The sequence below is a fragment of the Sciscionella sediminilitoris genome (genome assembly GCF_000737195.2).
In the GTDB taxonomy this organism is placed as follows: Bacteria; Actinomycetota; Actinomycetes; order Mycobacteriales; family Pseudonocardiaceae; genus Sciscionella; species Sciscionella sediminilitoris.
The window spans coordinates 18,489-42,276 of record NZ_JALM01000053.1 but is presented as its reverse complement, the minus strand read 5'-3'; the positions used below and the strand labels follow the sequence as shown (position 1 = coordinate 42,276).

The 23,788-nt window shown below is 69.9% G+C and carries 23 protein-coding genes; 11 read left to right on the top strand and 12 right to left on the bottom strand.

Annotated elements, in window-relative coordinates; translation table 11 throughout:
• Positions 1-21: 21 nt before the first annotated feature.
• The 3 genes from AD72_RS21340 to msrB are packed head-to-tail and all read left to right on the top strand — an operon-like array spanning position 22 to position 1,634.
• The gene (locus AD72_RS21340) at positions 22-870 is read left to right on the top strand and encodes a MaoC family dehydratase (RefSeq protein ID WP_031468312.1); all 849 of its coding nucleotides are present in this window, start codon (positions 22-24) and stop codon (positions 868-870) included.
• Positions 871-889: 19 nt separating this feature from the next.
• The gene (locus AD72_RS21335) at positions 890-1,174 is read left to right on the top strand and encodes a hypothetical protein (RefSeq protein ID WP_031468311.1); all 285 of its coding nucleotides are present in this window, start codon (positions 890-892) and stop codon (positions 1,172-1,174) included.
• Positions 1,175-1,199: 25 nt separating this feature from the next.
• Positions 1,200-1,634, top strand: coding sequence for a peptide-methionine (R)-S-oxide reductase MsrB (gene msrB / locus AD72_RS21330; protein WP_031468310.1), 435 nt, complete (start codon positions 1,200-1,202; stop codon positions 1,632-1,634).
• 214 nt (positions 1,635-1,848) lie between these two features.
• On the opposite strand, the gene AD72_RS21325 is transcribed toward msrB, so the two are convergent.
• From AD72_RS21325 to hemE, 4 genes are read right to left on the bottom strand one after another with little or no spacing between them, the layout of a single operon-like run.
• Positions 1,849-3,195, bottom strand: coding sequence for a CoA transferase (locus AD72_RS21325; RefSeq protein WP_051898848.1), 1,347 nt, complete (start codon positions 3,193-3,195; stop codon positions 1,849-1,851).
• Complete coding sequence (hemQ, locus tag AD72_RS21320) at positions 3,192-3,881, bottom strand: hydrogen peroxide-dependent heme synthase (RefSeq protein ID WP_031468308.1); 690 nt, start codon at positions 3,879-3,881, stop codon at positions 3,192-3,194. The genes AD72_RS21325 and hemQ overlap by 4 nt, the downstream gene beginning before the upstream one ends.
• Positions 3,882-3,888: 7 nt before the next feature.
• The gene (hemG, locus tag AD72_RS21315; RefSeq protein ID WP_031468307.1) at positions 3,889-5,241 is read right to left on the bottom strand and encodes a protoporphyrinogen oxidase; all 1,353 of its coding nucleotides are present in this window, start codon (positions 5,239-5,241) and stop codon (positions 3,889-3,891) included.
• Positions 5,238-6,287 (bottom strand): uroporphyrinogen decarboxylase, encoded by a 1,050-nt coding sequence (gene hemE, locus AD72_RS21310; protein WP_031468306.1) that lies wholly within the window; start codon positions 6,285-6,287, stop codon positions 5,238-5,240. The genes hemG and hemE overlap by 4 nt, the downstream gene beginning before the upstream one ends.
• 195 nt (positions 6,288-6,482) lie before the next feature.
• On the opposite strand from hemE, the gene AD72_RS21305 reads away from it, so the two are divergent.
• The gene (locus AD72_RS21305) at positions 6,483-7,031 is read left to right on the top strand and encodes a DUF3000 domain-containing protein (RefSeq protein ID WP_031468305.1); all 549 of its coding nucleotides are present in this window, start codon (positions 6,483-6,485) and stop codon (positions 7,029-7,031) included.
• 7 nt (positions 7,032-7,038) lie between these two features.
• Here the strand turns inward: AD72_RS21305 and AD72_RS21300 are convergent, their stop codons facing one another.
• Both AD72_RS21300 and AD72_RS21295 read right to left on the bottom strand, forming a co-directional pair.
• Positions 7,039-7,809 (bottom strand): alpha/beta hydrolase family protein, encoded by a 771-nt coding sequence (locus AD72_RS21300; RefSeq protein ID WP_031468304.1) that lies wholly within the window; start codon positions 7,807-7,809, stop codon positions 7,039-7,041.
• A complete protein-coding gene (locus AD72_RS21295) occupies positions 7,809-8,990 on the bottom strand; it encodes a dipeptidase (protein ID WP_051898847.1) in 1,182 nt (393 codons plus the stop codon). The genes AD72_RS21300 and AD72_RS21295 overlap by 1 nt, the downstream gene beginning before the upstream one ends.
• 294 nt (positions 8,991-9,284) lie before the next feature.
• Between AD72_RS21295 and AD72_RS21290 the strand changes: the two genes are divergently transcribed.
• Both AD72_RS21290 and AD72_RS21285 read left to right on the top strand, forming a co-directional pair.
• Positions 9,285-9,953 carry a response regulator transcription factor gene (locus tag AD72_RS21290; RefSeq protein ID WP_197285036.1) on the top strand — a complete coding sequence of 223 codons (669 nt, stop codon included), beginning with the start codon at positions 9,285-9,287 and terminating at the stop codon, positions 9,951-9,953.
• A gap of 92 nt (positions 9,954-10,045) precedes the next feature.
• Positions 10,046-11,296 (top strand): HRDC domain-containing protein, encoded by a 1,251-nt coding sequence (locus AD72_RS21285; protein WP_051898854.1) that lies wholly within the window; start codon positions 10,046-10,048, stop codon positions 11,294-11,296.
• On the opposite strand, the gene AD72_RS21280 is transcribed toward AD72_RS21285, so the two are convergent.
• The 6 genes from AD72_RS21280 to AD72_RS21255 all read right to left on the bottom strand — a co-directional run bounded on the left by AD72_RS21280 (position 11,281) and on the right by AD72_RS21255 (position 17,773).
• The gene (locus tag AD72_RS21280) at positions 11,281-12,411 is read right to left on the bottom strand and encodes a glycosyltransferase family 9 protein (RefSeq protein ID WP_031468301.1); all 1,131 of its coding nucleotides are present in this window, start codon (positions 12,409-12,411) and stop codon (positions 11,281-11,283) included. The genes AD72_RS21285 and AD72_RS21280 overlap by 16 nt on opposite strands.
• Positions 12,408-13,121 (bottom strand): SDR family NAD(P)-dependent oxidoreductase, encoded by a 714-nt coding sequence (locus AD72_RS21275; RefSeq protein WP_031468300.1) that lies wholly within the window; start codon positions 13,119-13,121, stop codon positions 12,408-12,410. Before AD72_RS21275 ends, AD72_RS21280 begins: the two co-directional genes overlap by 4 nt.
• A 13-nt stretch (positions 13,122-13,134) precedes the next feature.
• Entirely contained in the window at positions 13,135-14,271 is a 1,137-nt protein-coding gene (locus AD72_RS21270; RefSeq protein WP_031468299.1) for a sensor histidine kinase, read from the bottom strand.
• Between the two features lie 5 nt (positions 14,272-14,276).
• The gene (locus AD72_RS21265) at positions 14,277-14,954 is read right to left on the bottom strand and encodes a response regulator transcription factor (RefSeq protein WP_031468298.1); all 678 of its coding nucleotides are present in this window, start codon (positions 14,952-14,954) and stop codon (positions 14,277-14,279) included.
• Positions 14,955-15,171: 217 nt separating this feature from the next.
• A complete protein-coding gene (gene dxs / locus AD72_RS21260; protein ID WP_031468297.1) occupies positions 15,172-17,067 on the bottom strand; it encodes a 1-deoxy-D-xylulose-5-phosphate synthase in 1,896 nt (631 codons plus the stop codon).
• Between the two features lie 136 nt (positions 17,068-17,203).
• Positions 17,204-17,773 carry a TetR/AcrR family transcriptional regulator gene (locus tag AD72_RS21255; protein ID WP_051898845.1) on the bottom strand — a complete coding sequence of 190 codons (570 nt, stop codon included), beginning with the start codon at positions 17,771-17,773 and terminating at the stop codon, positions 17,204-17,206.
• Between the two features lie 382 nt (positions 17,774-18,155).
• On the opposite strand from AD72_RS21255, the gene AD72_RS21250 reads away from it, so the two are divergent.
• From AD72_RS21250 to AD72_RS21230, 5 genes are read left to right on the top strand one after another with little or no spacing between them, the layout of a single operon-like run.
• Positions 18,156-19,634 (top strand): aldehyde dehydrogenase family protein, encoded by a 1,479-nt coding sequence (locus tag AD72_RS21250; protein WP_031468295.1) that lies wholly within the window; start codon positions 18,156-18,158, stop codon positions 19,632-19,634.
• The gene (locus tag AD72_RS21245) at positions 19,631-21,187 is read left to right on the top strand and encodes an APC family permease (RefSeq protein WP_031468294.1); all 1,557 of its coding nucleotides are present in this window, start codon (positions 19,631-19,633) and stop codon (positions 21,185-21,187) included. Before AD72_RS21250 ends, AD72_RS21245 begins: the two co-directional genes overlap by 4 nt.
• 1 nt (position 21,188) lies before the next feature.
• Positions 21,189-22,736 carry a GMC family oxidoreductase gene (locus tag AD72_RS21240; protein ID WP_031468293.1) on the top strand — a complete coding sequence of 516 codons (1,548 nt, stop codon included), beginning with the start codon at positions 21,189-21,191 and terminating at the stop codon, positions 22,734-22,736.
• 39 nt (positions 22,737-22,775) lie between these two features.
• Positions 22,776-23,120 (top strand): ArsR/SmtB family transcription factor, encoded by a 345-nt coding sequence (locus tag AD72_RS21235; RefSeq protein ID WP_031468292.1) that lies wholly within the window; start codon positions 22,776-22,778, stop codon positions 23,118-23,120.
• Positions 23,117-23,761, top strand: a complete 645-nt coding sequence (locus tag AD72_RS21230; RefSeq protein ID WP_031468291.1) for an SRPBCC family protein — start codon at positions 23,117-23,119, stop codon at positions 23,759-23,761. The genes AD72_RS21235 and AD72_RS21230 overlap by 4 nt, the downstream gene beginning before the upstream one ends.
• The last annotated feature ends 27 nt before the right edge of the window (positions 23,762-23,788 follow it).

Below are 23,788 nucleotides of genomic sequence, written 5' to 3'. Positions count from 1 at the left end.
ACGAGCGAAGGAGCGAGAACAATGGCGTTGCGCCACGATGTCGTCGGTACCGTCACCGGCCCGTGGGACCGAACCTGGAGCAGCACCGACAGCCTGCTCTACGCGGTCGCGGTCGGCGCGGGACAGGACGATCCGCTCCGCGAGCTGCCGTTCACCACGGAGAACAGCGCCGAGATCGCGCAGCAGGCGATCCCCTCGCTGGCGATCGTGCTCGCCCAGTTCGACGGCCCGCCGAACACCGCACTGGAGGGCGTGGACTTCACCAAGCTGCTGCACGCCGAACAGGCGCTCACCCTGCACCGGCCGCTGCCCGCCGAGGGGAGGATCAGCCTGCGTTCCGAGGTGACCGGGCTCTACGACAAGACCAAGGGCGCGCTGCTGGAGACCTCGTTCACCGCGAGCGACGAGCGGGGCGACGACCTGTTCACCACGCGCACCAGTGTGTTCATCCGGGGCGAGGGCGGCTGGGGCGGTGACCGGGGCGCCAATCCGGACTCCCCCGTTCCCGAGCGCGCACCCGATGCCGAGGTCTCCTTCCGGACCGCGGTGAACCAGGCGTTGATCTACCGGCTCACCGGCGACCGCAACCCGCTGCACTCCGATCCCACCTTCGCCAAGGCCGCGGGCTTCGACCGGCCGATCCTGCACGGGCTGGCCACCTACGGGATCACCACCCGGCTGCTGGTCGGCGAGGTGTGCGGGGGCGACGCGAGCCGGTTGCGGCACATCGAGGGCCGGTTCACCAAACCCGTGTTCCCCGGTCAGGATCTGACCGTGCGCACCTGGTCCACCGGGGACGGCACCGCCTTCCAGACGGTGAACGAGGACGGGGACGTGGTCATCGACCGGGGACTGGTCAAGCACTCCTGACCGGCTTACCGTAGGTCCCATGCCGCAGGGACCGCGCGAGCTCTTCGACGACGAGCTGCTCGGCCTCGACCCGGAGGACCCCGAAGCGGTGGCGTTCGCCGAGCACCTGCACCGGATGCGCGAGGCACGGCCGACCTACACCGTGGAGGGGCAGCTGGGCGGGGTCGCCCGGTTCGCCGACTCCGCCAACCGGGCGACCGGGCATCGCCGGATGACCGCGGTACTGCTGGTCGGGCTGATCCTGTTCGGCGTGGTTTTCACCGTGATACGCGCGATCGCGGAGATGCTCGCCGTGTTCGGCTGACCGGCTCGCGCGTACCGTTGGCGGTATGCGACAAGAAGCCGAGCCCGGTCCGCGGATCGTCAAGACCGAACAGGAATGGCGCAGCGAGCTCAGCCCCGCCGAGTACGCCGTGCTGCGCGAGGCGGCCACCGAGCGCCCCTATACCGGCGAGTACACCGACACCGAGACCGAGGGCGTCTACGAATGCCGCGCCTGCGGGGCGGAACTGTTCCGCAGCACCACGAAATTCCATTCGCACTGCGGCTGGCCGTCCTTCTACGACCCCGCGGAGAGCGAGGCGGTACTGCTGCGCGAGGACAATTCGCTCGGGATGCGGCGCGTCGAAGTGCTGTGCGCCCATTGCCACAGCCACCTCGGCCACGTCTTCGAGGGCGAGGGCTATCAGACCCCCACTGACCAACGGTATTGCATCAACTCCATCGCGCTACGACTTTCGCCTACTGACGGTAGCGATTCGTAGCGGCTGTGCACGCAACCTCCCACTTCGTGGCTAGCGAACCTTAAATCTAGGTGAAACGGTCTTGTCACGCCGCGTGGTTTTCACGAATATGAATGACTGTGCCGGGACGGCGGTACTAATCCGCGAACAGCGGTAACAGGGCCGTCGGCGTCGTCGCTGGGGGTACGACGCCGGCGGCCCAAGAGAACGATTACCCGGAAAACCTCGTTCCGGCTCAGCTCCACTCGGCGGGATCGGCTCCGCGCGGCCGCGGACCGTGTGCCCAGTACGGCGGACAGCCCTCGATGCCCCCGGGAATCCGGAGATGCGCCAGCCTGCCGAACGGCGAACCGGTCTCGGTCAGATAGCGCGCGACTTCCCCGTCAGCTGCCTCGATTCCCTTGCGCCCCAAGCTGTCCAGCCACCGTCCGGTACGCGCCAGGGACAGCCGCACCCGCCAGGATCCCCCGCCGCGGGCGCGCCTGCGCAGCGCGGTGACCGCGCCGAGCGCGGCAAGCCAGCCGGTGGCGTGATCGAGTGCCTGCGCGGGAAGCGGACGTGGCTCCTCCTCCCCCGCGGCGACCGCGCCCTCGTGCGCGATCCCGGAGGCCAGCTGCACGAGGCTGTCGAATCCACGCCGCCGCGCCCAGGGCCCGCGCCAGCCGTACGCATCGAGTTCCACGGTGACCAGGCCCGGCCGCAGATCCGCCAGCTCCCGCGCGCCGAACCCTTTCGCGGCAAGGGATCCCGGCCGATACGACTGCACGAGCACATCGGCATCGCCCACCAGCTCCCGCAGCCGCGCCCGGCCCGCATCGGTGCGCAGATCCAGATTCGCGCTGCGTTTGCCGAATCCGGTGTCCACCACCAGCGTGTGCACCGCGGGCAAGTGCTCGGCGTCGATGCGCAGTACCTCGGCACCGTGCGCGGCGAGCACCCGGCCGCACACCGGTCCCGCGATCACGTGGGTCAGATCGAGTACCCGGATCCCGGAAAGCGGGCGCGCTCCCGCCGGTTCGCCGCGGGCGGGCGCCGGGCCGAGGCGCTCGAATCCGACGAGCGGTTCCCCGGCAAGTGCCCTGCCCTGTTCGTGGGCCAGCCAGTCCGCACGGGAACGCAGCGCCGCGGCCGCGCCGCCCGCGGCGAGCACCGCTTCCTCCACGGCCACCGCGCGCATCCCGGCGATCACCGCGGTCATCCGACCGGCGTCCCCGGCACCGAGCGCGCGCAGCGCCGCCGCCGAATGGTGCGGATAGTTGCCGTGCACCCGCACCCAGCCGTCCGCGCACCGGTAGAGCCCGGAGACCCCGCTCCACAGCGGTTCCGGTTCGGCGCCCAGGATCCGCAGATGGCGTTCGCTGCGAAAGGACTCCGCGGCGTGCGCGAGGTCCACGGAGACCGTGCCCGGTTCCCCGCCCCGTTCCGCGTGATAGCCCGCCATGGCCGCGGTGGTGGCTCCGACACAGGCGGCGGCCGCGGTGCCGACCAGGAACGGCCCGGCGAGCGCGGGTTCGGCGCCGTGCACGGTGACCGGCAGCGATGGCTCACCGGTCACCAGTCCGGCGAGCTCCTCGGGGGTCACGGCAGGTTCGCGACCAGCTCGGCGATCGGGGTGCGGGTTCCGGTGTAGAAGGGGGTTTCCTCGCGCACGTGCCTGCGCGCCTCGGTGTAGCGCATCAGCCACATCAGCTCGACGATCCGGTGCAGTTCGTCCGCCTCGAAGGCGAGGATCCACTCGTAGTCGCCGAGACCGAAGGCGGGCACCGTGTTGGCACGCACATCCGGGTACTCGCGGGCCTTCATGCCGTGCTCGGCGAGGATCTTGCGCCGCTCCTCATCGGGAAGCAGGTACCAGTCGTAGGAGCGCACGAACGGGTAAACGCACACGAACTTGCGCGGTTCCTCCCCCATGACGAACGCGGGAAGGTGGCTCTTGTTGAACTCGGCGGGCCGGTGCAGCGAGGTCTGGCTCCACACCGGGGTGCTCGCCCTGCCGAGCGCGGTGCGGCGCAGTCCCGCGTACGCCGCCTGCAGGTCCTCGATGCGCTCGGCGTGCCACCACACCATGAAGTCCGCGTCCGCGCGCAGCCCGGAGACGTCGTAGGTGCCGCGCACCACGATGTCCTTCTGCTCGAGGGATTCCAGGTACTGCGCCACCTCCTCGCCCGCGGGGCCCCGCTCGGTGGGCAGGGTGCCGTCGACCCGGAACACCGAATGCATGCTGTACCGGGTCATGTTGTTGAGCTCTTCGTAGTTCAGCCTCGCCATGGCTCGATCATCCCACCGCGAGCAGGCGTTGCGCAGCCGCGTCGGCTGTGGCGATGCACGCAGGTACGCCAACGCCGTGCAATGTGGCCCCGGCCACCGCGAGACCGGGTACCGCGGCCACGGCGGCCTCGATGCGCTGCACGCGTTCCAGGTGGCCGGGCCCGTACTGGGGCAGTCCCCCGCCCCAGCGCTGCACCCGCACCGCGGCCGGTTCCGCGGTGATCCCGGTCAGCTCGGCCAGATCGGCGCGCACCGCCTCGATCAGCGTGCCGTCGGTTCCGCGCAGGAGCTCCTCCTCGCCGAACCGGCCGACCGAGGCACGCAGCAGTCCGGGTGGCAGGTGCGGCCATTTGCGCGAGGAGAAGGTGACGGCCTTGGCGGTGAACGGGGTCCCGTCGGCGCGCCGTTCACCGGAAGCGAGCAGGATCCCGGACCGTTCGGGCAGCGGGACCGTCTCCGGATAGGCGAAACCCAGTACGGCCATGGAGGCGAGCTCGATCCCGGCATAGCCGCGCGCCGCCTCCGGAGCGACCTCGGCGAGCAGTTTCGCCGCCGCGGGCGCGGGCACCGCGAGCACCACCCCGTCCGCCTCGGCGTACTCGGCCGAGCCATGCCCCCCTATCCCGAGCCGCCAGCCGCTTCTGTTGCGGGACAGGGCATGCACGGTCGTACCGGTGCGCACATCCCGGTCCAGCGCCTCGGTCAGCGCCCGGTAGCCGCCGCGCACGGCGCCGAACACCGGGGCCGAGGACGGGTTCGCCGGGAGCAGCGCGGCCGCGGCGGCCAGCACCGAGCCGTGCTGCTCGATCGCCTCCGCGAGCCCGGGCATGGTGGCGCGCAGCCCCAGCGCGTCCGCCCGTCCCGCGTACACCCCGGCCAGCAGCGGATCCACCAGCCGGTCCACGACCTGATCCCCGAGCCGCGCGCGCAGCAGCCCGCCGACCGTGGTCTGCGGGCCGATCGCGGCCGGTTCCGCCGGTTCCTCGGTGAGCTCGACGATCTCGCGCACCGCTTCCCTGGTGGCCGGCACCCCCATCACGGTGCCCGCCGGGATCGGATGCTCCGCTCCGCCCGCCCGGATCACCGCGCGCGCCGGGCCCGGGTGCACCACCTCGAGGCCGAGTTCCCCGGCGAGCCGGACCGCTTCGGGACGGCGGGCGAGGAAGGACTCCGCACCCAGATCGAGTGCCGAGTCGCCCGGCGTCGAACTTCCCGGCGTCGCAGCCTCGAGCGCGGCCGTGCGCAGTTTGCCGCCGATCCGCTCGCTCGACTCGTACACGGTCACCGTGGCGCCCGCCGCACGCAGCCGGTGCGCCGCGACCAGTCCGGTGATCCCCGCTCCGACGACCGCGAACCTCACGAGCGGTGCACCAGGTCCACGAGCCTGGTCAGTTCCGCGGGATCGGTGTTCGGCAGCACCCCGTGCCCCAGGTTGAAGATGTGCCCCGCGGCCGCCTTGCCCTCGGCGAGCACCCGCGCGGTCTCCCGCTCCACGACCTGTTCCCCGGCGAACAGCACCGTCGGGTCCAGGTTGCCCTGCACGACCGGGTTCTCGATCCCGGCGGCACGCAACCGGGCCGCCGCCTCGTCCAGCGGGATCCGCCAGTCGACCCCGACCACGTCCACCCCGGCCTCGGCCATCGCGGGCAGCAGCTCCCCGGTGCCCACGCCGAAGTGGATGCGCGGCACCCCGAACTCGCCGATGCTGTCGAACACCGCCCGGGTGTGCGGGAGCACGGACTCCCGGTACTCCCGCTCGGGAAGGGCGCCCGCCCAGGAGTCGAACACCTGGACCGCGTCCACCCCCGCCTCGGCCTGCACACGCAGGAAGGTGCTCGTCATCCGGGCCAGCTTGGCCGCGAGCAGATTCCAGGTCTCCGGGTCACCGAGCATCATCGCCTTGGTGCGCTCGTATGTCTTGCTCGGCGCCCCCTCGACCAGGTAGGAGGCCAGGGTGAACGGGGCACCGGCGAAGCCGATCAGCGGCACCTCGCCCAGTTCGCCGGTCAGCAGCCGGACCGCCTCGGCGATCGGGGCCAGCGCCGCGGGATCGAGCTCGGGCAGCCGTTCCACGTCCGCGCGGGTGCGCACCGGTTCGGCGATCACCGGCCCCACCCCGGGAGTGATCTCCAGCTCGATCCCCGCCGCGTACAGCGGGACCATGATGTCCGAGTACAGCACCGCCGCGTCCACCCCGTGCCTGCGCACCGGCTGCATGGTGATCTCGCGCGCCACATCCGGGGTCAGGCAGGACTGCAGCATGGGGGCGCCGGCGCGCACCTCGTGGTACTCGGGGAGGGATCGCCCAGCCTGGCGCATGAACCACACCGGTGTCCGTTCCGGGCGTTCCCCGCGCGCCGCGCGCAGGAACGGAGCTTCGGCCAGGTCACGGCGGTTGTTCGGCACAGCGTCCCCAATCTCGGTCTCGGTGAGCTCATCCTCCCACCACCGCCGATCGGCGCGCCTAGCCGGTAAGAGTCGGTGCTCGGGCTTACAGTGCCGGACGTGACTCCGACTACCACTGGTACCGAGACCGGCAACGGCGAGGCGTTCACCGCGCCGGACGGGGGTTCGGATCGCACAGGACTGCAGGGGCCGCCGATGTTCCTCGAGGCGGTCCGTTCGCTGGTGTCCTACAAGCCGCGCGCCGAGATCAGCCTGAAGCGGATCAAGGCGCCGCAGCGGCTCGCGCCCTACGCCTTCGGCATCGGCTGCGAGATCGACGGTCCGGGTGAGGACGAGGAGGACGCGGCGACCGCGCGGCTGATCCTGCTGCACGATCCGGACGGCCAGGAGTCCTGGGACGGGGTGCTGCGCCTGGTCGGTTTCCTGCGCGCGGACGTGGACAGCGAGCTCGCCGCCGATCCGCTGCTGCCCGAGGTCGGCTGGTCCTGGCTCACCGAGGGCCTCGAACAGTGCGGTGCCTCGTTCACCGCACTCGGCGGAACCGTCACCCAGACCACCTCGGCGCGCTTCGGCGACATCGCGGGCCCGGAGCACGCCTGCGATCTCGAGGTGCGAGCCTCCTGGACCCCGCTCGGCACCGATCTGGCCGCGCACACCGAGGCGTTCTGCGGCCTGCTGGCGAGCGCGGTCGGGCTGCCGCCGGTCGGGATCTCGATGCTCTCCCAGCGCGACGGCAGCCGCTGAACCTCGCTCAGCCCGTCAGCTCCGGCAGCGCTTCGAGTACCGCGGCGAACCCGGGCGAACCGGGCGCGACGAGGTCGAAATGGTCCGCCCCGGGCACGGTGTGCAGCCGCGCACCGAACCGCTCGGCATAGCGCACGCTGAACTCGTGCGGTACCCGATCGTCGGCATCCCCGTGCACCAGCACGGTGCGGGCCGCGGGCGGACCTTGACGCAGCGGATCGGCCGCCGCGTACGCCTCGGGCAGCTCCGCGGGCTCACCGCCCATGAACTCCTGTGCCGCGCCCTCGTCCAGCCGCTGCCGCGCGGTCTCGGCGAGATCGCTGACCGCGGCAAGGGCGAGGATCCCGGTGATCCCCTCGTGCGCGGTGAGCAGCGCGAGGTGCCCGCCCGCGGAATGCCCGAGCAGCACCGTGTCACCGCTCCGCCCCGGTGCCGCCTCCGCGATCCGGGCGGGCAGGGCGTGCACGGCCGCGCGCACGTCCTCGGCGGTCCCCGGCCAGCCACCGCCGGGCTGACCGCTGCGGTGGTACTCCACGTTCGCGGTGAGGTATCCGCGGGCGGTCAGTTCGGCGCACAGCGACCCCAGGTAGCCGCGGTCGTGCTTGGCCCGCCAGTAGCCGCCGTGCAGCACCAGCACGAGCGGGGCCGGTCCGCTCCCCTCTGGCAGGCGCACCTCGGCCACCCGTTCCGGCCCCGGCCCGTAGCCGAGCACCAGATCGGGTTCGGGCACCGGGCCGCGGGTTGCCGGGTCGAGGATCCAGCGCGCGTCCCCGCTCATCAGCGGCTCGCCGTGGACTCGGCGTCGGCGAGCACCCGCAGCGCGTTCTCCCCGGCGAGCTTGCCGAGATCGGTGCGCGACCAGCCGCGTTCGGCGAGCGTGTCGAACAGCAACCGGTAGCCGGTGACGTCCTCGAGCCCGCGCGGCTGGGCCGCGACCCCGTCGTAGTCTCCGCCGAGGCCGATGTGCTCGATCCCGGCGACCTCGCGCACGTGGTCCAGGTGTTCGAGCACGTCCTCCAGCGTGGCCTGGGGCCGCGGCGGGCCGTCCCAGGTCTCGATGAACGCGCTGCGCCGTCCGAGGTCGACGTAGCGGTCACCGGCCGCGTCCATCGCCGCGCGCACCTGCTCGTCCCAGGCGGCGATCTTCTTCGAGACGAACCCGGGCACGAAGCTGACCATGCACACCCCGCCGTTCCCGGCCATGGTGGTCAGCACGTCGTCCGGGACGTTGCGCGGCGAGTCGGTCACCGCCTTGGCGCAGGAGTGGCTGAAGATCACCGGGGCGGAGCTCACCTCGAGTGCGGCCCGCATCGTCGACTCGGCGACGTGCGAGAGATCCACGAGCATGCCGAGCGCGTTCATCTCCGCGACCACCCGGCGGCCGAACTCGGTGAGCCCGCCGTGCGCGGGTTCGTCGGTGGCCGAATCGGCCCAGTTGGTGTTCTCGTTGTGGGTCAGTGTCATGTACCGCACACCGAGCCGGTAGAGCGCGCGCAGCACGGTCAGCGAGTCGTCGATGCAGTGCCCGCCCTCGGCACCGAGCAGCGAGGCGAGCCTGCCGGAGGCGAAGACCTCACGCGCCTCGGCGGCCGTGGTGGCCAGGCCGAGCCGGTCCGGGTACCGGCGGACCATCGCGTGCGCCAGCTCGATCTGCTGGAGCACCGCGGTCACCGCGCTGGAGCCGGTGTAGGAGCAGGGCACGTAGACCGACCAGAACTGGGCACCGAGCCCGCCCTCGGCGGCGCGCACCAGGTCGGTGTGCAGTTCGGGGTGGGCCTGCCGCAGATCGGTGTCCAGGTCGAGCTCGCCGAGCCGGGTGGCCGCGTCCGGACCGAACATTTCGCGCAGCGCCCACGGCAGATCGTTGTGTCCGTCTACCAGAGGTGTGACGCGAAGCACCTCACTTCCGGTGCCGTTCTCCCCCGCCTGAACCGAATTGTCGATCGCTGATTGAGGCATGTCGTCAGCCAAGCTCCTCGCGTTACAGGTAAACACATTTGTCGCTCAAATGTGTGAATCTACCGGCATCTTCACTCAAACTATTTCGTACAGATTGGCCCGGGCGCATGTCATTAGGCCGCTTGGGGGGCTACTCTTCTCCGCTATCGGCACCACTTTCGGTCGATCAGTGGCGCGGCTGGTTGGCCGAAAGACCCGGTGCGGTCGGGGGCACGACCGACTCCAGGGAGGTATGACGTGGCTGCCGTCGGATTACCCGACGCCGTCCGAAACACGACGACGGCCGGCAACACATTGCCGGCAAGCAATTTGGTCCCGCACCCGCGGGAAGAGCAATTCTCGGTGCTCGTTGTCGATGACCACCCGCTGCTGCGGGAAGCCATCGCGGCACGACTCGCCACTATGGGCGCCGGCGAGGTGCACGAGGCGGCCACGGTCGCCGAGGCAAGAGCGAGAGCCGTGGCCACCGGGCCGTGTGACCTCGCGATCCTCGATCTCGGGCTGCCGGACGGCAGCGGGATCGAACTGGTCACCGAACTGCGTACGCAGGCGTGGCCACGGATCGTGGTGCTGGCCTCCTCGGATGATCCCTACGCCGTCCGCTCGGCCTTCCAGGCCGGTGCGCAGGCATACCTGCTCAAGTCGGCGTCCGCGGTCGTCGTCGTGGACGGGGTGCGGCGGGTGCTGGACGGCGGGGTCTACGCGGATCCGTCCGTGGCTCCGCTGCTGGCCACGGGGTCTCGGGTGGCCGGCGCGGACCACTCGACACGGGAACTGTCCACCCGAGAGGTGGAGGTGCTCCAGCTCGTCGCGGACGGCCAGTCGAACAAGGAGATCGGCGAGACGCTGAGCCTTTCCTCGCTCACCGTCAAGTCGCATCTGTCCCGGGTCGGCAGGAAACTCGGCACCGGGGACCGGGCGCAGATGGTGGCGCTCGCCATGCGGGCCGGAGTGATCAGGTAAGGGCGTCCGGCGGTTCCCCAATATGGGGGGTATCGCCGGGAAATGAGCGTCCGAGCACATCACTCGACCGCGGCGACGTAGTGTCGCACACCGTGGGAGCAGTTTCCGAAGAACACGACCAGCAGGCGGTGACCCCGCTCACTGAGCCGGAACACGGCGTTCCCGAGGTGATCGCCGATCCGGACGCACTCGCCGACGGAGTACGCACTCTCGAGGCAGGCGAGGGTCCGATCGCGGTGGACACCGAACGGGCGTCCGGGTACCGGTACTCACAGCGTGCGTACCTGATCCAGCTGCGCAGGACGGGCACACCGACCCTGCTCATCGATCCGGTCGCACTCGACGGTGAGCTCGACGGTCTCGTCGAGGCACTGGACGGTCCGGAATGGGTGCTGCACGCGGCATCCCAGGACCTGCCGTGCCTCGACGAGCTCGGGATGCGGCCTGCCCGGCTGTTCGACACGGAGCTGGCCGCACGGCTGGCCGGCTACGAACGGGTCGCCCTCGGCACGATGGTCCGCATCCTGCTCGGCTACGAGCTGGAGAAGGGCCATTCGGCGGCGGACTGGTCACGACGGCCGCTGCCGAAGGACTGGCTGGTCTACGCGGCACTCGACGTGGAGTTGCTCATCGAACTGCGCGATCGACTCGAGGAGCAGCTGCGCGCGGCGGGCAAACTGGAGTGGGCACTCCAGGAGTTCGACGCGGTTCGCACGGCGCCACCACGCCCCCAGCGCCAGGAACCGTGGCGGCGGACCTCCGGTATCCACCGGGTCCGCTCGCCGCGCAAACTCGCCGCGGTCCGTGAGCTCTGGCTCGCCCGCGAACAGCTCGCCGCCCGGCGCGATATCGCGCCGGGCCGCGTGCTGCCCGATTCCGCCATCGTGCAGGCCGCGACCGAGGATCCCCGGGACGCGGGCGAACTGATCAAGCTCCCGGTGTTCCGTGGCCGGGCACAGCGGCGCAATGCCAGTCTGTGGAGCGGGGCGCTGCAGCGGGCGCGGGAACTCGACGGCGCCTCGCTGCCGAACTCCTCCCCGCAGCACGAGGGCCCGCCGCCGACCAACCGCTGGGCCGAACGCGATCCGGACGCGGCGGCCCGGCTGAGCGCGGCGCGCGAGGCGCTGAACTCGATCGCCGAACGCCACACCCTCCCGGTGGAGAATCTGCTGCTCCCCGATCTGGTGCGCAGGCTGTCCTGGCAGCCGCCCGGGCCGGTGGAAACCGAAACCGTCGCCGAGGCACTGCGCGCGGGCGGGGCCCGTCCCTGGCAGGTCGAGCTCACCGGCGGGGTGCTCACCGCTGCGCTGCGGGAAACGGCTCCGGTTCAGCCGGGCAAGTAGTTCAGGTGGATGCCGTCCACGGAGTACATCCGCTCGTGACGGCCCACGTAGAGCGCGGAGAGCCGCCGGAAATGCCCGGTCATCGCCGCCTCGAAGTCGAGCTCCCCGGCGAGCAGCAGACCGGCCGCGTCGAGCAGTTCCTCGAGATCGCTCTCAATCCGGTCCGCGCACATGCTCGGTGACCGCGGGCCCTCGTCCTCGACCGGTTCCGGGTTTTCCAGCGAGCCGTCGCCGAGAATGGGCCGGTAGCAGGGAAACCGCCGGATATCGGGCAGCACCGAATAGAACGGGACACCGGGATTGAAGTAGTACTCCGGCCAGTGGTTCCCGGCGAGCACGAGCCACGGGGTGCCGACCGCGAGCGCGGTGAACCCGAAACCGGTGTGCGGGGAGAGCAGCATCGAGCAGCCGCGCAGCAGGGCGAGCTGTTCGGCGAGCGGCAGATCGAGATCGAGCCGCACCCCGTCCACCCGTTCGGCCAGCGCGGTGAACTCCTCGGCGGCGAAGCCGGTGCTGGTGCGCCCGTCGGCGGTCAGCTTGCCGAGTACCCGCAGCCGCACCTCGCCGAACCGGGCGCGCACCGCCCGCAGGATCCGCACCCAGGAGTCGAGCGTGGGATACAGCGAGCGTTCCGCACTGCCCGCGGGGAGTACGGCGATCTGCGGCACTCCCCCGGATTCCGGGACCGCCGCGGGCGGTTCGATCCGCAACCGTTCCCCCGGCCGGTATTCGGCCGAACCGTCGCCGACCACTCCGTGCCGCCTGCGGGCGCGGAAATGCTCCCCCGCCAGCTCGTAGTAGCGCCCGAGCCCGGGAAAGAACTCGCGCTGCCATTCCTGGTGGCCGCGCGCATCGTCGAACACCCAGTCCCAGTCCCGGGGGATGTGCGCGAGCACGTCCGCCTCCGGTGGTTCGAACACGTCGATGTCCACCGTGTACACCTCGTCCACGTCCGCACACCAGTGCGCGAGCTCGGCCGGGGTGTCGGCGTTCAGCACCACACCGACCCGCCGCCGGGGATCGGCGCGCTTGTAGCCGAGGCAGTACTGCAGCGCTTCGATGGCGTGCCCGACCGGATGGCAGTAGACGAAGTCGACCAGGACCGACTCGGTCATGAGTACCTCGGGAGCTCGCCGGGGAGCAGTGCCGTGGTGCCGCCGTTGACCGCGATCGTCTCGCCGTTGACGAAGGCGGAATCGCTCCCGGCGAGGAACGCGACCACCCCGGCGATCTCGTCGGGCACACACAACCGGCGCAGCGGCTGCGCGTCCAGCATGGGTCCCCGGATCTCGGGTTTGGCGAGGTGTTCGGCGCTCACCGGGATCTCCACGGCCCCCGGCTCGACCACATTGCACCGGATCCCCCGCGGGCCCCACTCCACCGCTGCCGCCCGCGCCAGGCTGGCCAGACCCGCCTTCGAAGCCGCGTAGGGCGCCGCCCCGGCAACCGCGCGATTGGCCTGGACCGAGCCGATGAGCACGATCGAGGCGGCGCGCCCGCCCTTGGCGAGCCGGACCGCGGCCTCCCAGGCGGAGAGCAGGCCCACGTCGAGTACCCGCAGCCAGTCCTCGCGGCGCAGCTCCTCCAGCGGGGCGCGCACCCAGTGATAGACGCCGTGCACGAGCACATCCACCGGATCGGCGAAGGCCTCGTCGAGTACCTCGGCCGCGGTGCAGTCCCCGTGCACCGGGCGGCAGTCCGGAAGCTCGCGCACCCGTTCGTCGGCGTCTACGGCGACGACGCGGTACCCGTCGGCGGCCAGCCTGCGCACACAGGCCGAGCCGATCCCGCCCGCGGCACCGACCACAACGGCGGTTCGAGTCATGGGCGCACTTTAGCTAGGGAGCCGCGGGCAGGCGAGCGAATACTTCCAGTCCACCACCCTCGACCGGGCGCCCGGAGACCTCCCCGCCGTGCGCCTGCACGATCGCGCGGACGATCGAGAGCCCGAGACCGGCACCGCCGCGTGCGGTGCGGGCGACCCCCGCCCTGCGGAACGGCTCGAACAGCGCGGTGACCTCTTCGGCGGCGATGGGCGGACCGGAGGAGGCGACCCGCAGCTCGGTCCAGTGCTCGTCGGACACCAGTCGCACCCGGATCCAGCCCTGGTCCACGTTGTGCCGGATGGCGTTCTCCAGCAGATTGCCCGCCACGCGTTCCAGCAGCGAGGGATCGCCGACCGTGGAGGCGGGCGGGGTGTCGAACGCGACCTCGAGTTCCCGTTCGGCGGCCATGTCCTGCACGGCGCGCCAGGCACTCGCCACGAGCACGGCCATGTCGACCGGTTCGCGCACCGCGATCCCGGTGCCGTCGGTGCGGGCGAGCAGCAGCAGCGCCTCGACGAGCTGCTCGGAGCGGTCCGAGGCGCCGCGCACCACCTCGGCCATCCGGCGCAGCTCGGCGGCGTTCGCCTGCGGATCGGAGAGTGTGACATCCAGTTCGGTGCGGATCACCGAGAGCGGGGTGCGCAGTTCGTGGCTGGCGTTCGCGACGAAGCGCTGCTGCGAGTCGAAGGTGGCCTGCAAGCGGTCGAGCATCGCGTCGAAGGTGTCCGCGAGCTCGGCCACCTCGTCGCGCGGGCCGTCCAGCCGGATGCGTTCCCCGAGCGAGCTCGCCGAGAGCGTGCGCGCGGTGGCGGTCACCTCGTGCAGCGGGCGCAGCAGCCTGCCGGTCAGGGTCCAGGCCAGCAGCGCGGCCGCGATGACGACCAGGCCGACCGCCACTCCCCCGTCCCGCAGCACCTCGGTGCGTGCGTGGCTGGCGAGCGCGGCCGCGAGCTGATCCGAGGTGACGTCGTAGCCGTCGACCTGGACGACCTCACCGTCCGGCAGCCGCGGCACCGCCTGCATGACGTTCCCGGCGAGCATCCAGCCGAGCCACAGCAGCACCAGGCTGACCAGTGCCACCAGGCCGGTCGCGAGCACGGTCAGGCGTGCCCGGAGCCCGAATCCACCGAGCCGGGGAGATTGGCTCAACCGGCTCACTCAACCTGCCGTACCGGTTCGGCGACCCGGTATCCGGAGCCGACCACCGTGTCGATCATGCCCGGCTCGCCGAGCTTCTTGCGCAGCGTCATCACGGTCACCCGGACAGTGGTGGTGAACGGGTCGGCATTCTCGTCCCAGACCCGCTCCAGCAGCTCCTCGCTGGACACCACCGAACCGCCCGCGCAGAGCAGCACCTCGAGCACCCCGAACTCCTTGCGGGTCAGCTCGATCGGTTCCCCCTTGCGCGTGACGGCCCGCTTGGCCGGATCCAGCCGCAGGTCACCGGCCGCGAGCAGGGGCGGAGTCGCCGGGGTCGCCCGCCTGCCGAGCGCGCGCACCCGCGCGACGAGCTCGGGGAAGGCGAAGGGCTTGGCCAGGTAGTCGTCCGCGCCGAGGGAGAGCCCGTCCACCCGATCGGTGACCGAGCCGCTCGCGGTGAGCATGAGCACCCTGGTCAGCGCGCCGGAGTTGACGATGTCCCGGCAGATGTCGTCCCCGGAGACGCCGGGCAGGTCCCGATCGAGCAGCACGACGTCGTAGCGGGTGACACTGGCCTTCTCGCTGCCGGTCGTACCGTCGGTAGCGACGTCCACGGCCATGCCTTCCCTGCGCAGCCCGCGGGCGATGGCCTCGGCGAGCGCTTCTTCATCCTCGACTACCAGAATCCGCACGTTTCCACCGTGCCACAGTCACCCTGTGTATTGCCGCCTTCTGGGCAGGTCATCAGGGTTTTCTCAGAGTGTGCCTAGGAACTCCCGTCCGTCGCGAGCGGGTGCCCAGCGTGGATGCATCGCAAGGCGGAGGATTGAGCCATAGCGGCAGCTATGGTGATTGCGCGCCTTCGCAGCGAGGCGCCGCGCTGGCCCCGCGTAGCAGGACATGGAGCTTCTAGGTGCGCTCTACTGACGATTCAGCTGTTCGGCAGGAATCCAGGCGGTCCGCGGACCACTCGGTGATCTGGCGCGCCACATCCTGGGCGGTCAGGCCCAGCCCGGCGAGCACCTCCGAACGCGAACCGTGATCGTGGAACCGCTGCGGGATCGCGAGGTCGAGCAGCGGCACCTCGACGCGCGCGTCCCGCAGTGCCGCGGCCAGTGCCGTACCGAAGCCCCCGTGCCGCCCGCTGTCCTCGACGCTGGCCACGCAGGTGTGCCGGGCGGCGAGCTCGGTGAGCGCCTCGGGAACCGGGAGCACCCAGCGCGGATCGACCACGGTGACCCCGATGCCCTGCGCGGCCAGCAGCTCCCCGGCGAGCACGGCGAGCTCACCGAATCCGCCGATCGCGACGAGCAGCACATCGGCCGTCTCCGACTCGCGCAGCACGTCCACCCCGCCGACGCGGCGCACCGCGGGCACCGATTCCGGCGCGGTCCCGCGCACCAGGCGCAGCGCACCCGGTCCGTCCGAGATCTCGATCGCCTCGGCGAACTCCTCGGCCAGGGTGACCGCGTCACGGGGTGCGGCGACCCGCATCCCGGGGATCATGCCGAGCAGCGAGAGGTCCCACATCCCGTGGTGCGAGGCTCCGTCCGGACCGGTGATGCCCGCGCGGTCGAGGATCAGGGTCACCGGCTGCTTGTGCAGGGCGACATCCATGAGCAGCTGATCGAAGGCGCGGTTGAGGAAGGTCGAGTAGAGGGCGACGACCGGATGCATACCACCCATCGCGAGCCCCGCGGCCGAGGTCATCGCGTGCTGTTCGGCGATGCCCACGTCGATGCAGCGCTGCGGGAAGGACTCGGCGAACTTGGAGAGGCCGGTGGAGCCCATCATCGCCGCGGTGATCGCCACCAGGTCCGGGCGCCGGTGCCCCGCCTCGTGCAGCGCATCGGCGAACAGCGAGGTCCAGCTGCGGCCGGTGCTCTTGCCCCCGCCCGCGGGACCGACCTGGTGCATCTGGTCGGCCTCGTCGTCCTCGGCCGGGGCGTACCCATTGCCCTTGCGGGTGACCACGTGCACGATCACCGGCCCGCCGAAGGCCTTGGCCCGCGCGAGCCCGGCCTCGACCGCGTGCAGATCGTGCCCGTCGACCGGGCCGACGTACTTCAGGCCGAGATCGGTGAACATGGCCTGCGGGGCGAGCGCGTCCTTGATGCCCGCCTTCGCCGCGTGCAGCGCCTGATAGACCGGCTTGCCGAACACCGGGGTGGACAGCAGGGTGCGCCGCCCGGATTCGAGCGCCCGTTCGTAGCCGGGCTGCAGGCGCAGCGAGGCGAGGTGATCGGCGACCCCGCCGATGGTCGGCGCGTAGGAGCGGCCGTTGTCGTTGACCACGATCACCACGGGACGGTTCGGGTCCGCGGCGATGTTGTTCAGCGCCTCCCAGCACATCCCGCCGGTCAGGGCACCGTCCCCCACGACGGCCACCGCGTACCTGCGGCTGCCGCGCAGCTGGAACGACCTGGCCAGCCCGTCGGCGTAGGACAGCGCGGTGGACGCGTGCGAGTTCTCCACGAAGTCGTGTTCGCTCTCCGCCCGCGAGGGGTACCCGGAGAGGCCGCCCTGCTGGCGCAGCGAGTCGAACTCCTGCCAGCGGCCGGTGACGATCTTATGCACGTACGACTGGTGCCCGACGTCGTAGAGGATCGCGTCGTGCGGGGAATCGAAGACCCGGTGCAGCGCCATGGTCAGCTCGACGACCCCGAGGTTCGGCCCGAAGTGCCCGCCGGTCTCGGGCACCTTCGCCACGAGGAATTCCCGGATCTCGCGGGCGAGCACCGTCAGCTCGGCATGCGTCATGCGCTTCAAGTCAGCAGGTCCGTGCACGGTTTCCAGCAGGGTCACCGCCAGCTCACCTCGTCCCGTCCGGCGAATGGAATTCACGTCGCGATCAAGCGTAATCCCTGACGCCAGCCGGGATACCAACCAGGCGCGCCGGATGTGAGCACGCTATCGATGCGGCAACCGGACCGGCCGGCGTTCAGGACGCCAGCGCCTTGGCGAACAGTGAACGCAGCCATTCCCGCGAGGGCACCGATTCGCTGAGGCTCAGCTGCACCAGCAGGCCGCACACGGCCACCGCGATCAGTTGCCCGGTGGTCTCATCGGTGCATCCGACGAAGATCCGGGTCAGTTCCGCGTCCCAGGCCTCGCTCGCCGAACGCAGGGACGGCCGGTGCAGGGCCGCGGTGTACAGCGCGTAGCCCACGATGGTCTCGTCGCGCTGGGTGGTCACCGATTCGAGGACCAGGTCCGCGAGCGCGCTGGGGATGTCGGGGTACCCGCCGAGCCCGGCCGCCCAGCGCTCGACCTGGGCGACGTTGTCCTGGGTGGCCCGCAGCAGCGCGAGCTCGAGCAGATCGTCCAGGGTCGCGAAGTGGTAGGTGGTCGACCCGAGCGGCACTCCGGCCTCCGCCGCGACCTTGCGGTGGGTCAGATCCGCGACCCCGTGTTTGGCGATCACCGCGATCGCCGCACGGGCGATGCGCTCCCGCCGTGCCGGATCGTAGGCACGACGGCGCCCACCACCCTGCACCCGTTCAGCAGTCACTACAGGTAACTCCTCATCACCGACCGCAATAATTCCGCACAATTCCCGACTATATCCAATGCCGTTGTGGACATATGTACGTAAGCAGTGTACAAATGTACGCAACCTGATCGCCGTCCGAACAGACACGCTGAAACAGGAAGAAGTTATCGCCTTGACGACTGAAAGCTGCCTATACGCGCGTCGTCTTTCGTCCGAGGCCGCCGCAGGGCCGCGGCCTTCGTCACCGCCATTTTCCGCGCCCGTACGCGCGAGACACGGCAGTTGAAACAAATCCACGAAACCGCAGTTCAAACCGCGAAAACAACGATGCGAAACGGCTGAGAATCAGCCTCGAGAACGGCACTCCGCCCGGAGTCTGTGCACGAGAAAGGAATACTCCATGCCCGAACTTCACATCGATGGCAGCTGGCGCGCGGCAATCGGCGGCGCCACACGCGAGATCCGCTGTCCCGCGGACGGATCGCTCGTCGCCACGGTCGATGAGGGAGACGAGCGGGACACCGAGGCCGCCATCGCCGCGGCACGGCGCACTTTCGACGCCGGTGAATGGCCGGCCACCCCGGCCGCGGAGCGCGGTGCGCTGCTGCTGCGCGTGGCCGACGGGATCGAGCGGGACACCGAGGAATACGCGCGCGCCGAGTCCCTGGACACCGGGAAGCGCATCGTGGAATCGCGCTACGACATGGCCGATATCGTCGCCTGTTTCCGGTACTTCGGCACGCTCGCCGCACACGACGCGGGCCGGGTGGTGGACGCCGGTTCCGCGGATGTGGCCTCGCGGATCGTGCACGAACCGGTCGGCGTGTGCGGGCTGATCACGCCGTGGAACTACCCGCTGCTGCAGGTCGCCTGGAAGGTCGCGCCCGCGATCGCGGCCGGGAACACCTTCGTGCTCAAGCCTTCCGAACTCACCCCGCACACCGCGATCCTGCTGCTGCGCACGCTCACCGAGGCGGGACTGCCTGCCGGGGTGGCCAACCTGGTGCTCGGTTCCGGGGCCAAGGCGGGCGCGCCGCTTTCCTCCCACCCGGATGTGGACCTGGTCTCGTTCACCGGCGGGCTGCACACCGGGCGGGTGATCGCGGCCTCCGCGGCGGCGACGGTGAAAAAGGTCGCCCTCGAACTCGGGGGCAAGAACCCGAACATCGTGTTCGCCGACGCCGATTTCGACACCGCCATCGATTTCGCGCTCACCGCGGTGTTCCTGCATTCCGGCCAGGTGTGCTCCGCCGGTGCCCGGCTGATCGTGCAGGAGTCGCTGCACGATCGGTTCGTCGAGGAACTCGTGCGGCGCGCCGAACAGATCCGGCTCGGCGGCCCGTTCGACGAACAGGCCGAGACCGGCCCACTGATTTCCGCGGCACACCGGGAAAAGGTGGAGAACTACGTGGCCGCCGCGATCGCCGAGGGCGCGAAACTGCGCACCGGTGGCGCGCGCCCGGAGAATCCCGCGCTGGCCGACGGTTTCTACTACCTGCCGACGATTCTCGATGACGTGGCGCAGGGATCGCATGCGGTCACCGAGGAATCCTTCGGTCCGGTGCTCACCGTGGAGACCTTCACCGATGAGGACGACGCGGTGCGGATCGCGAACGACACCATCTACGGGCTGGCCGGCGGGGTGTTCAGCACGGACATCGACAAGGCACAGCGAGTGGCCGGGCGGCTGCGGCACGGCACGATCTGGATCAACGATTTCCACCCGTATCTCCCGCAGGCCGAATGGGGTGGCTACAAGCAGTCCGGAATCGGCAGGGAACTCGGTCCGAGCGGGCTCGGTGAATACGTCGAGACCAAGCACGTCTACCACAATCTGCGACCAGGTCCCGGTCACTGGTTCTCCGGAGGCCCGGCGTGACCGTCGAGAAAACCACCACGAACGACAGCGATCTGCGGGAATTCGGGTATTCGAGTTCGCTGAAGCGGACGCTGGGAAGTTTTCACACATTCGCCGCGGGCATCTCCTACATCTCGGTGCTCACCGGGACGTTCCAGATGTCCTATCTCGGCATTTCCCAGGGCGGGCCCGCCTACTGGTGGGGCTGGCCGCTCGTGTTCATCGGCCAGTTGATGGTCGCGCTGAGCTTCGCGGAACTGTCCGGGAAATACGCCGTTGCCGGTTCGGTCTACAACTGGACGAAGAAACTCGCGAATCCGCACATCGGCTGGCTCGCCGGTTGGATGATGCTGCTCGCCTCGATCGTCTCGATCGCCGCGACCGCACTCGCCTACCAGAAAACGCTCCCGCAGATCTGGGAAGGATTCCAGATCATCGGCGGAACGCATCCGAGCCCGACCCAGGATTCGGCGAACGGCGTGCTGCTCGCCACGATCCTGATCGTGTTCACCACCGTGGTGAACGCGTTCGGCGTGAAACTCATGGCACGCATCAATTCCACCGGCGTGTTCATCGAGCTGGTCGCCGCGGTGCTGCTGATCGTGCTGCTGCTGTTCCAGGCGGTGCGCGGGCCGAGCGTGGTCACCGAGACGCACAACACCGGAGCGGGGTACTCCTCCGGTTATCTCGGCGCGTTCCTGGTCGCGATCATCGCCTCGAGTTACGTGATGTACGGATTCGACACCGCGGCCTCGCTCGGTGAGGAATCCCTGAATCCGCGCAAGAACGCGCCGAAGGCGATCCTGCGTTCGCTGATCGCCTCGTTCGTGCTCGGCGGGCTGATCATCCTGTTCGCGCTCATGGCGGTGCGCAACATCAACGCCCCGGAACTGGGCTCGGTCGGCCTGCAGTACGTGCTCACCGACGCGCTCGGCCCGTGGATCGGGCGAGTGTTCCTCGCGGCCTCGTTCATCGCGATCACCGTCTGCGTGCTCGCCGTGCACACCGCGGCGATCCGGATGGCCTTCGCGATGGCGCGGGACAACGCGCTTCCCGCGGGCTCGAAACTCGCCACGGTGAGCAATAAGTTCGGTACCCCGATCGTTCCCGCGGTCGTGATCGGCGTGCTCGCGGTCGCCCTCCTGGTGCTCAACGTCGGGCAGCCGCAGATCTTCTCCGCGGTCACCAGTCTCGCGGTGATCCTGATCTACATCTCCTATCTGCTGGTGACCGTGCCGATGCTGATCGCGCGGATTCGCGGTCGCTGGTCGAGCAAACGGGAACCGGGCCGGTTCTCGCTCGGCAAGTTCGGGTTCATCGTGAACCTGCTCGGCGTGGTGTGGGGCATCGCCATGGTGATCAACCTCGCCTGGCCGCGCAACGAGATCTACAACGCCTCCCCGCCGTATCACTGGTATCTGCAGTGGATGGCCGTGATCTTCGTGGTCGGCGCCGCGGGCATCGGCTTCGCGTACTACTGGTTCGTGCAGCGCCACAAAACCGGAATTCTCGCCGCACACGCGGCGGGCACGGACGCCGTCGAGGACGAAAACCTTGAAAAGGAAGGAAAGTAACATGGCCGAGTTCGATTACGTCGTGGTCGGCGGTGGCACCGCCGGATCCGTCGTCGCCGCCCGCCTTTCCGAGGACCCGAACGTCTCGGTATGCCTCATCGAGGCCGGACCGTCCGATGAGGACACTCCGGCGGTGCTGCGCCTGACCGACTGGATGGCGCTGCTGGAATCCGGATTCGACTGGGATTACCCGATCGAACCGCAGGAGAACGGGAACTCCTTCATGCGGCACGCCCGCGCCAAGGTGCTCGGCGGCTGCTCCTCGCACAACTCCGCGATCGCGTTCTGGGCACCCAAAGAGGATTTCGACGAGTGGGAGTCCCTGGGCCTTCCCGGCTGGGGCTCGCGCGAGATGTTCCCGCTCTATCAGCGCCTGGAGAACAACGACTCCTCCGCCGAGCACCACGGCCACGACGGGCCGGTGCGGCTGCGTTCGGTGCCGCCGAAGGACCCGGCCGGGGTCGCCCTGCTGCAGGCCTGCGAGCAGGCCGGTATCCCGATCACCGAGTTCAACAGCGGGAACACGGTGACCAACGGGGCGAACTGGTTCCAGATCAACTGTTTCGAGGACGGCACCCGCGCCTCGGCCTCGGTCTCCTATCTGCACCCGATCCTGGGTAAGCGTCCGAATCTGGAACTGCGCGCCGGGCGGCGGGCCAGGAAACTGCGCTTCGAGGGCAAGCGGTGCACCGGGGTGGATGTGCTCGCCCCGGACCAGCTGCACACCGAGACGATCACCGCGCGCCGCGAGGTGATCGTGTCATCCGGGGCGATCGACACCCCCAAACTGCTGATGCTCTCCGGTATCGGACCGGCCGCGCACCTGCGTGAGCACGGCATCGAGGTGCTCGCCGACTCCCCCGGTGTCGGTTCCAACCTGCAGGACCACCCGGAGGGGCTGGTGCAGTGGGAGGCGACCAAGCCGATGATCACCGAGTCCGAGCAGTGGTGGGAGATCGGCATCTTCACCACCACCGAGGAGGGCCTGGACCGCCCGGACCTGATGTTCCACTACGGTTCGGTGCCCTTCGACATGAACACCCTCCGGCACGGTTACCCGAGCACCGAGAACGGCTTCTGCCTCACCCCGAACGTGACGCGCAGCCGTTCGATCGGCACGGTTCGCCTGCGCACCAAGGACTTCCGGGACAAGCCCATGGTGGATCCGCGCTACTTCACCGATGAGCACGACATGCGGGTGATGACCTACGGCGTACGGCTCGCGCGCAAGATCGTCAGCCAGTCCCCGATGGCCGAATGGGCGAAGGCCGAACTCGCCCCCGGCGTGGACACCCAGTCCGACGACGAGATCGCCGACTACATCCGCAAGACGCACAACACCGTCTACCACCCCTCCTGCACGGTTCCCATGGGACCGGCCTCGGACCCGAACGCCCCGCTGGACGAGCGGCTGCGGGTGCGCGGGGTGGACGGACTGCGCGTGGCGGACGGCTCGGCGATGCCGTTCCTGGTCGCGGTGAACCCGTGCATCACCACGATGGCCATCGGTGAGAAGTGCTCGGACATGGTCAAGGCGGATCAAGCCTAAGCCTTGACTTATATAAGCCGTAGACGGTAGGTTCTCCTCGTGCACGCCTTCGATGTGCTCGGCGACCCGGTGCGCCGGCGGATCCTGGAACTGCTCGCGGACGGCGAGGCGACCTCGGGCATGGTGACCGAGGTCGTCACCGCCGAGTTCGGGATCTCCCAGCCCGCCGTGTCCCAGCACCTCAAGGTGTTGCGCGAGAACGGATTCGCGACGGTGCGCCCGGAGGGGACGCGGCGGCTCTACTCGGTCGGTACCGAGCCGCTGCGGGAGATCGACGAATGGCTGCGGCCGTTCCGCCGGTTCTGGGCGCCCCGGTTGGACGCGCTCGGCACCGAACTGGCGCGCGGAAAACGAGAACGACGAAAACAGCAGGAGAACCCATGATCGACGTCGACCACCAGATCAGCACCGTACGACGGCAACTCGGCACCCGGGTGCTGGAAGCGGGCCAGGCGCGCGTGCAGACCATCAGCCAGTCCTACCCCGCCACGCTCGAGGACGTGTGGGACGCGTGCACCAACCCCGAGCGGCTGCCCCGCTGGTTCCTCCCGGTGTCCGGGGAACTGCGGCTCGGCGGGAAGTACCAGCTCGAGGGAAACGCGGGCGGCACCATCGAAAGCTGCGATCCGCCCAAGAGCTTCGGCGCGACCTGGGAGTTCGGCGGGCAGGTCACCTGGATCGAGGTGAGGCTGCACGCCGAGTCCGCGGAGCACACCAGGCTCGAGCTGGACCACATCGCGCACATCGAGGACGGCCCGAACGAGTTCTGGGAGCAGTTCGGTCCCGGCGCGACCGGGGTCGGCTGGGACTCCGCCCTGATCGGGCTGGTGCTGCACCTGTCCACCGGGGAAGCCGTGGACCCCAAGGCCGTCGAGGCATGGATGGGCTCGGCGGACGGCATCCGGTTCGTCAACGAGAGCGCCAATGCCTGGGCGGAGACGGACATCGCCGAGGGAACCGAGCCGGAGACCGCCCGGGCGCGCGCGGAGCGCACCGCCGCGTTCTACACGCCCCAGCCCGAATAGCCCCACCCGAATAGCTCCGGCCCGGAC

Coding starts and splice junctions, on each gene's coding strand:
- AD72_RS21340 (WP_031468312.1), top strand. CDS start 22: ATGGCGTTGCGCCACGATGTCGTCGGTACCGTCACCGGCCCGTGGGAC.
- AD72_RS21335 (WP_031468311.1), top strand. CDS start 890: ATGCCGCAGGGACCGCGCGAGCTCTTCGACGACGAGCTGCTCGGCCTC.
- msrB (WP_031468310.1), top strand. CDS start 1,200: ATGCGACAAGAAGCCGAGCCCGGTCCGCGGATCGTCAAGACCGAACAG.
- hemQ (WP_031468308.1), bottom strand. CDS start 3,881: ATGGCGAGGCTGAACTACGAAGAGCTCAACAACATGACCCGGTACAGC.
- AD72_RS21305 (WP_031468305.1), top strand. CDS start 6,483: ATGTTCCTCGAGGCGGTCCGTTCGCTGGTGTCCTACAAGCCGCGCGCC.
- AD72_RS21300 (WP_031468304.1), bottom strand. CDS start 7,809: ATGAGCGGGGACGCGCGCTGGATCCTCGACCCGGCAACCCGCGGCCCG.
- AD72_RS21295 (WP_051898847.1), bottom strand. CDS start 8,990: ATGCCTCAATCAGCGATCGACAATTCGGTTCAGGCGGGGGAGAACGGC.
- AD72_RS21280 (WP_031468301.1), bottom strand. CDS start 12,411: ATGACCGAGTCGGTCCTGGTCGACTTCGTCTACTGCCATCCGGTCGGG.
- AD72_RS21275 (WP_031468300.1), bottom strand. CDS start 13,121: ATGACTCGAACCGCCGTTGTGGTCGGTGCCGCGGGCGGGATCGGCTCG.
- AD72_RS21250 (WP_031468295.1), top strand. CDS start 18,156: ATGCCCGAACTTCACATCGATGGCAGCTGGCGCGCGGCAATCGGCGGC.
- AD72_RS21240 (WP_031468293.1), top strand. CDS start 21,189: ATGGCCGAGTTCGATTACGTCGTGGTCGGCGGTGGCACCGCCGGATCC.
- AD72_RS21230 (WP_031468291.1), top strand. CDS start 23,117: ATGATCGACGTCGACCACCAGATCAGCACCGTACGACGGCAACTCGGC.